This window comes from Neobacillus sp. NPDC093182, assembly GCF_044754045.1.
Map to the genome: position 1 here is coordinate 1 of NZ_JBIVOI010000018.1, position 7,842 is coordinate 7,842.

At 33.6% G+C, this 7,842-nt stretch carries 8 protein-coding genes and 1 pseudogene; 8 read left to right on the forward strand and 1 reads right to left on the reverse strand.

What is annotated here, in order from left to right:
• The first annotated feature begins 314 nt into the window (after positions 1–314).
• The 7 genes and pseudogenes from ACIQAA_RS26120 to ACIQAA_RS26150 all read left to right on the forward strand — a co-directional run bounded on the left by ACIQAA_RS26120 (position 315) and on the right by ACIQAA_RS26150 (position 6,218).
• On the forward strand, positions 315–734 hold the full coding sequence (locus ACIQAA_RS26120) for a GNAT family N-acetyltransferase (protein ID WP_402625679.1): 420 nt from the start codon (positions 315–317) through the stop codon (positions 732–734).
• Positions 735–1,543: 809 nt separating this feature from the next.
• Positions 1,544–1,792, forward strand: a pseudogene (locus tag ACIQAA_RS26125) (SF0329 family protein); the annotation flags it as partial.
• Between the two features lie 192 nt (positions 1,793–1,984).
• Positions 1,985–3,175, forward strand: a complete 1,191-nt coding sequence (locus ACIQAA_RS26130) for a multidrug effflux MFS transporter (protein ID WP_402625681.1) — start codon at positions 1,985–1,987, stop codon at positions 3,173–3,175.
• A gap of 224 nt (positions 3,176–3,399) precedes the next feature.
• Positions 3,400–3,777 carry an SF0329 family protein gene (locus ACIQAA_RS26135; protein WP_402625682.1) on the forward strand — a complete coding sequence of 126 codons (378 nt, stop codon included), beginning with the start codon at positions 3,400–3,402 and terminating at the stop codon, positions 3,775–3,777.
• Positions 3,778–3,970: 193 nt separating this feature from the next.
• Complete coding sequence (locus ACIQAA_RS26140) at positions 3,971–4,372, forward strand: nucleoside 2-deoxyribosyltransferase (RefSeq protein WP_402625684.1); 402 nt, start codon at positions 3,971–3,973, stop codon at positions 4,370–4,372.
• Between the two features lie 119 nt (positions 4,373–4,491).
• Positions 4,492–4,908 (forward strand): nucleotidyltransferase domain-containing protein, encoded by a 417-nt coding sequence (locus tag ACIQAA_RS26145; RefSeq protein ID WP_402625685.1) that lies wholly within the window; start codon positions 4,492–4,494, stop codon positions 4,906–4,908.
• A 485-nt stretch (positions 4,909–5,393) separates the two neighbouring features.
• Entirely contained in the window at positions 5,394–6,218 is an 825-nt protein-coding gene (locus ACIQAA_RS26150) for a hypothetical protein (RefSeq protein ID WP_402625686.1), read from the forward strand.
• Positions 6,219–6,366: 148 nt separating this feature from the next.
• On the opposite strand, the gene ACIQAA_RS26155 is transcribed toward ACIQAA_RS26150, so the two are convergent.
• Positions 6,367–6,936 carry a recombinase family protein gene (locus ACIQAA_RS26155; protein ID WP_402625688.1) on the reverse strand — a complete coding sequence of 190 codons (570 nt, stop codon included), beginning with the start codon at positions 6,934–6,936 and terminating at the stop codon, positions 6,367–6,369.
• A gap of 558 nt (positions 6,937–7,494) precedes the next feature.
• Between ACIQAA_RS26155 and ACIQAA_RS26160 the strand changes: the two genes are divergently transcribed.
• On the forward strand, positions 7,495–7,842 hold a 348-nt coding region (locus tag ACIQAA_RS26160; RefSeq protein ID WP_402625689.1), incomplete at its 3' end, for a hypothetical protein.

The following is a 7,842-nucleotide window of genomic DNA, read 5'->3' on the forward strand; positions in this document are numbered from 1 at the left end:
AAAATCTGTTTTTGATGTCTACGGGGCAAAAAGTCTTTACTCTGCACCAATAAGCAATGCCAATATGACATCTTCTTTAGGAGTTATTTTGCTTGAACATCATTATGTCTCAACACCAGCCAAAAATTTTATGGGTCTAGTAAAGGGATATTATAGACATTCACAACTTTAACATTTTCTTTAATTGAAATAGCCTAGTAACGAGAGCATAGTAGAACAGCGGGGTTGTGGTGGCAACCCGTGTAACAGAAGGTATTCTAAAAATTTGCAAGAATTAATAATTATGTTACAAATTATGATTTGGAGTGAATGGAATGATAAAAGAATTAATACAAGAGAAAGAATGGCTTGAAGCGTTTCCAGTTTTAAACGAATTAAGAACCCATCTAAACAAAAGTACATATCTTGATTTTCTCCATAGTATGAGAGAAGAAGGATATAAGCTTTTCGCTATATATGACAATGAACAAGTTGTTGCAGTAACAGGAATAGCAATACGAACAAATTTTTATTATGGAAAACATATTTTTGTTTATGACTTGGTTACGCAATCTTCACAACGTTCCAAAGGATACGGTGAACAATTACTTTCGTATATACACCAATATGCTATTCGAAACGGGTGTGGGATTGTGGCCTTAGAATCAGGGTTATTTCGTGCAGAAGCACACAGATTTTATGAAACCAAAATGGGTTACGAGAAATTTTGTTATTCATTCAAAAAAGTTTTATAGTTTTTATTTCATAATAAAGATTGTGAAAGAATGTACTTAAGCTAACGGGTGCGTTGATCCAAGAAGGATTAACGTTTTTTTTGTTGAACTTTATTGAAGTAACGAAGCAGGTTAGTTGAATAAGTATATTGGGTTTTTATGGTAAAATTGAGTTAAGAGGATTATAAGTTGATTAAATAAAGTTGGGGTGTTGGGATATGAAAAGTAAAGTGATAATCATATTGATGTTTGCATTAACACTAATTGGTATTTATCTAGTCTTTCACCCAATGATTGTTTTGGAATTATTGGATTAACGGGGCGATTCGTGAATTACCAAGAATCGCTTTTTTCTTATTTAAGTAACTGGCAGGTTAGTGTAACAAGTGAATTTTTCTATGTTGGGTTATACTTCATTTTTAAGTTTGTTATAATTTGGATAATAAATGCAAAAATAGACTGATGAAATGGAGAAGAAGATGGATAAACAAATTAATCGAATTAATCAAATTAATCAAATTTTTCTACTTACCACTCTATATAGGTGAACTTATTAAAAATAAAATTGGAATCGGCATAAAAGGTATTATTGTTTACACACTAATATATTTTGGATTTTCTACCTTCCTTTCAATACTTACAAATGGAATTGATATATGGTTAATTAAGATACTTATTCCTTCTATAATTAGCAACTATCTTCTGCTGGGAATGCTGTATGTCTTCTTTTTTATTTGGAGGAGATAACACTTTATTATTTGATTTGTGAAGAAATGTACTTAACCTAATGGGTAGCTGATGTAGATTGGTATGGAATGGGGAACTTAGATATGTATAATCCAAAATGGAGTCAAGCAAAGAAACAATTAAAAAGTTTTATCTGTGAGTCGTAAAAAGATAGAATTGATTTTCACATTATTAATTATCGTAAAGCTCATGATCAGTTAGGCAGAGCAGTTATTACAGTGGATAAAAAAGAAGTCTTAAATATGTGTACGATAACATCCGATATAGCTTTAAATAGAAAAGTTGTGGATTTGAAAGAGAGTTGTACCGTTTATAAAAAAGATGTACCGTTTTGAAGAAAGTTATACCATTTATAAAAAAGTTGCACCGTTTTATCCCTTTGGATGGTATAATTTTTTAGTATTTTTAATTAGAAGGAAGTGAATTTCATGAGTGAATTAGAAAAAATTAAACTCGTGAAGCCACCATTTCCCAAGCTACGATGTTTTTCTTTCAAACCTATAATTATCTAGGAGAGGATTACTTTGAAGAAAAACATCGGAAACAAAACACTTAGCTTATTATTACTGATTGTATTAGTAGGCTTCCCACAAATTAGTGAAACTATTTTTAGCCCATCATTACCTTCTATCGCAGAAGCGTTTGAAACTTCTATGAGTGATGCACAGCTTACGATGAGTGTGTACTTTATCGCTTTTGCCATCGGAGTATTTTTCTTTGGGCGTTTATCCGATAAAATCGGTCGTCGCAAGGCAATGCTTTATGGGCTGTTTTTATATCTTGTTGGTAACGTACTTTGTTTAGTAGCTAATGAAATGGCGGTTTTATTAGTCGCACGCTTTATTCAAGCGTTTGGTGCAAGTGTTGGCTCTGTCGTGACACAAACGATTTTACGTGAAAGCTTTTCTGGTGTTGAGCGTCATAAATTGTTTGCTCAAATTTCAGCTGCCCTTGCCTTCACACCTGCCATTGGCCCGTTAATCGGTGGCTTTACCGATTATTATTTTGGCTTTAAAGTCGTATTTTTGGTGTTAGTTGTTATGAGCATTATTGTATTTTGCTATGCGTTTTTACGTTTACCTGAAACAGCTCTTACTACAATCGAAATGAAGCCTTTACTACCAATAGTGAAGCGCATGATTACAAATGCGCGTTTATGGCGCTACGGCGTATTAATTGGCGGTATTAACGGTGTATTATTTAGCTATTATACCGAAGCACCATTTATTTTTACGCAATACTTTACACTAACAAGTGCGATGTATGGTTTTTTAGGCATTATCGTTGCACTCGCTTCTATCGCAGGTGCGATGCTATCTAAACGACTCGTTAGCCACACAAAACCTGAGAAGATTATCGTACGCGGATTAGCAATTATGCTCATTGGTACATTGCTCGCTACATCGGTACATTTTTTACCGATTTCATTACAAATGCCAACTATGATTGTTAGTGTGTTCATTATTTTATTTGGTACTGGTACCGCTTTACCGAACTGTTTAAGCTTAGCGCTCATTGACTTTCAAGACGTCATTGGTTCTGCGGGTGCGATATTTAGCTTAGGTTATTATTTACTCGTCAGCGCTACAATCTATGGTATGAGCGTTTTCCATAACGGAACAGTCCTTGTGATGCCACTATATTTTTTAGCACTAGGGGTTGTTATGTTTTTAATAAGCTTACCCTTGCTGTATAAAAAGGATGCGATGTTTTGAATAAGTTGCACCATTTTTAAAAAAGATAAATGCTTGATCTTCACGGTACGTAATAGGAGTCTCTAAATCATTTATAAGCCAAGTCGAAAATAAACTTTAGGCACCTCGAAAGTGATAAAACTTTTTTATAAAAACTAAACTTAAATCTGCTGGGTTAGAATCCATTTTGATCAATCTTTTTTTCAAAATGGATTCTTTTTATTTATCGTAAAATCTGGGCTTTCGTGTTATTTTTGATCAAACTTTCTTTTAAAACTACAAAAGTATGGGACATACGACGTAATCAAAATATTGAATATGATGTTTATAATCGAAATCAAAATTATGAAATAGTTGAACAAGCACATAACCTAATTAAAGCTGAAGGGGTATTTGAACAGTACGATTTTTTTGATTCACTTGAAGAATACTTTAGTTCTTCAATAGAAAAATCATTAATTTCAACAGATATGGTTATTAAAATACTTTCCTTAATCGATAGACGAATAGGAAAACGAACATTACAAAAACTCAACGAATCAATCAAAAGTGAAAATGATATTATTAAATATTTTTTTGAATTAAGATGTGATGCTGAAGGTGTAAGTTTTAATCCATTCTAAGTTATTTAGTAACAATATCTTGTTAACCAGAAGGGTTGCTTGTGAAGGATTATACTTAAAGTAACGGGTGCGATAACGGAAGAACAAGGATTGCTGCGGCGATCCTTTTTGTTATTGAGCTAACGAAGCAGGATAGTTTAATAAGAGGTGTTAAGATATATGTTAAAATTGTAATAAAAAAGGGGGAGAAATGATGAAATTTTATATAGCATCTAGCTTTAAAAATATAGAAAAAGTTAGATATGTTAGTAAAAAATTAAAAGATAAAGGATTTATCCATACATATGATTGGACTGTAAATGAAAATGTAACAACATTGGAAGAACTAAAGGCGATAGGTCAAAAGGAGAAAAATGCTGTAATAGAAGCTGATTTTGTTGTAGTTTTATTACCAGCAGGAAAAGGAAGCCATATTGAACTAGGTATTGCTATTGGGAATGGTAAAAAAATTTATCTTTATTCACCTAACAATGAAATAGATAACATTGAAACTACGAGTACATTTTATCATTTACCTGAAGTCGAAAAGTGCTTTGGAACCATAGATGAGTTAGTAGATATTATAGACTTAAAATCAAAAAGTTTATTAATATAACGGCTGCTTGTGTTGAAGGTCAGAGCTGTCATTGAGGCAGCTTTTTGTTGTTTCACTAACTGGGCAGAATAGTTGAAAATGTTAAAATTTCTATAAATGATTTTATGGGGGGATAACTTTTGGAAATTAAAAAGAAGGTAGATTTTTTTCTGGAAAATTTTAAGGAATGGTCCGAGCAAGAAACTAATATAAAAGGTGTGGCAGTTGTGGGTTCATTTGCAAGAGGTGACTTTCATTCAAATTCAGATGTGGATTTAACTATTATTTCTACAAATAAAGACCTTACTTTAGAGAGTATTAAAAATGATTTTAATTTCGGTAATATTGAGAGTAGTACACTTGAAGAATGGGGGATTTTGACCTCTCTAAGAATCTTCTATAATAATGGCTTAGAGGTAGAATATGGGGTTGTAACAGACCAGTGGGTTAAAGAGCCACTTGATGAAGGAACGAAAAATGTCGTTAAAAATGGCTTTAAGGTCGTAACTGAAAAAGAAGATATATTCTTTAGTATAAGAATGTTTTTGAATAAATAGTAACCATATTCTTCAACTATAGGGTAGCAATAATGGGCTGTTAAAACAGTCCCTTTTCTTTTTCGTTCTTCAACTAAAGGGCAGGTTAGTGGAAGAAGGAGCACCTTTTCCAGTTATAGAAGGTTAAGTGTCAAACACCTTTTAAAACAGTGAGAAATAGATGAATTTAAATGACTTAGCAAAGCATTTTACTGATAAACTTCAATAATAATAAACCTTTATTATAGGAATAAACGGACTCTATGGTGAGTGTAACGATTAACTTGTTGAATTAATTGGTAAAGAGAAGGATACCCACGAGATTATAGCATTATTTGATTTTCTTGAACGAATAGCACAAGACGTTGATGATGTAAAATCAAAGAAATTGCTACAAACAGCATGTAAGTATAAGGGTTAGCAACAAAGGGAAACTTTAGAAGAAATTGAAAAGGTTTGGGGTAGATATTGAACTCAAGCTCGAAAGAATTGTAAAGGGATTTCAATTGGATCTTAATCCCAATAAATATGCCCTTTTATCAATTCCGGATAACTTAGAACCTGAGTGGGTATCAGAAATGAAACTTTATAGGTTAAGGGATACCAATCCAATTGAACAATATTATGATCTTATTAGCTATTTTAATAAAGCATTTGTAAATTCCAAAAAGTATCCTAATGATGCAGTCCTAAAGTATTGCATTAAAAGGTTATCAGAAGAAAAAATATTCATTGAAAATTGGGATATCTATGAATCTTTTCTTCTCAATGTAGCTGCTATTGACTCAAGTACATTACCATTAGTTAAAATTTTATTTAATACATATGAATGGCATTATAATTACGATATTAATGAGGAAAAGATCAGTGCATTCATACATCAATTTATACTAAAAAATATAAGGTCTAAAAATAACTTCGAAGTAAGTTGGGCACTCTCATTTGTAAAATCTATGGGTTTGACTATCGATGATAACCTAGCTTCTGAATTATTTAACTTTGAGGATCCTATAAGTTCTGTTATTTTACTGGATTTGCTAGATTTGGGTATTTTTCAATCTCAACCAGATTTACAAAGAATTAATTCATTATTAAAACAGGAAGAATTGTATGGAGAAAATTGGTTATTAGCTTATCAAGGGGCGATTAGGAAACCTTATCTCTATCAATATGTTACACAAGATAGTTTCTTTTCCCAACTTTATTCTAAATCTGTTTCTTTTTATGATCCAACTTTAGAAGATATTAGGCGAGCAATATATGAATCTAATAAAGAAGATGAGATAAGAGCGATTTTACAACAAACATATGAAAATGATAATGGATATTAAAGTAAGAATTTCTTGAAAAATAATCGTATCTATGTATATCGTTCTAAGTTTGTGAAGAAATGTACTTTAACTAACGGGTAGCTTTAATAAAAAATGGTACCCAATACAAAAGAGCTTGGAAATCAAACCAAGCTCCATTCCTCTTATATTAACTTAAACCTTGCTCCTTAGCTTTAGCGTAAATCGTAGACCGGGGAACGCCTGTCATTTTTGAAATATCATTAACGCTCAATCCATTTGATTCTCGTTCTGTATATAGCTTTAATGCCTTTTTAACGTCCTTCTCAGCCTTCCCAATTCGCCCCATGTGTTTCCCTTGAGCCTTTGCCCTTTCACGCCCTTCTGCCGTTCTGTCAGCTATTAAGTCACGTTCAAATTCGGCAATAGTTCCCAGCATCGTAAACATGAGCTTTCCAGCTGGAGTAGAAAAATCAATCTGTTCCTTAATGAACACAAGGGATATTCCTCGGTTGTGCAGCTCTTTTGCAATTTTATGTAAATCGAAAGTGCTCCTTGCTAACCTGTCCAGCTTATAAACGACCAGCTTGTCACCTTCTCGTAGATAATCCAGAGCTTTGGTAAGTTCCTCCCGGTCGCATTTAGCACCACTTTGCTTTTCCATAAAGATTCTTTCGCAGCCATATTCAGTTAGTTTGTCGATTTGCAGTTCTAATTCCTGGTCTTTAGTTGATACCCTAGCGTAACCAATGATTGCCATAATGGTTCTTCCTCTCTTGTTGTCTAAAAGTCATGTATCTTTTGTATTTTTTATTTTAGACTAACTTCTAGACATTATCAACAGCAATAATAGCAGCAATTTATGATGTTTTTTTCTTTGTACAAAACTTATAACTTTAAGATAGTTTTTAGTGAAAATTCATATCCCCAAATAAGAATTCCTAAATTTAATTCAAACCCTTGTTGTTGAAATTAAGTGGGATAATGTGTGAGATTTGACGATAGTGGGGTGAACCAGGATGATGGGGGATTATACCAATAGTAATGGTAAGTTACTTGAACAAAAAATCAGAGACCATGTATTTTACGATTTTTTTGATATTATCACCAATTTTTAATAACAGAGCCTTTCTTAAAATAAGTTATATGGTTACGTTAGTTTTGATTTAAAATGATACGTATTATTTCTTTGTTGGTCGGTAGCCCACTAAAGAACAATATATTATTGATATTAATATCAATAATTACCCTTAGTTGCCTGGTTCACATCTATTGAATTATCAAGCGTATTAGAACCAAATAAAGGGTGATTCAAATAATGAATATCCATAACACTTTTAATCCATGCTGTCCAATTTTTCCGATTCCAAAACCACCAAAAATCCGTCCTCCTGGACCAAGAGGACCAAGAGGACCAAGAGGACCAACGGGACCGACAGGACCAACGGGACCAACAGGAGCGACGGGGCCAACAGGACCAACGGGACCGACAGGCCCAACAGGAGCAACGGGGCCAACAGGAGCAACGGGACCAACAGGAGCAACGGGCCCAACAGGAGCAACGGGACCAACAGGACCGACAGGCCCAACAGGAGCAACGGGGCCAACAGGCCCAACAGGACCGACGGGCCCAACAGGACCGACAGGCCCAACAGGAGCAACGGGC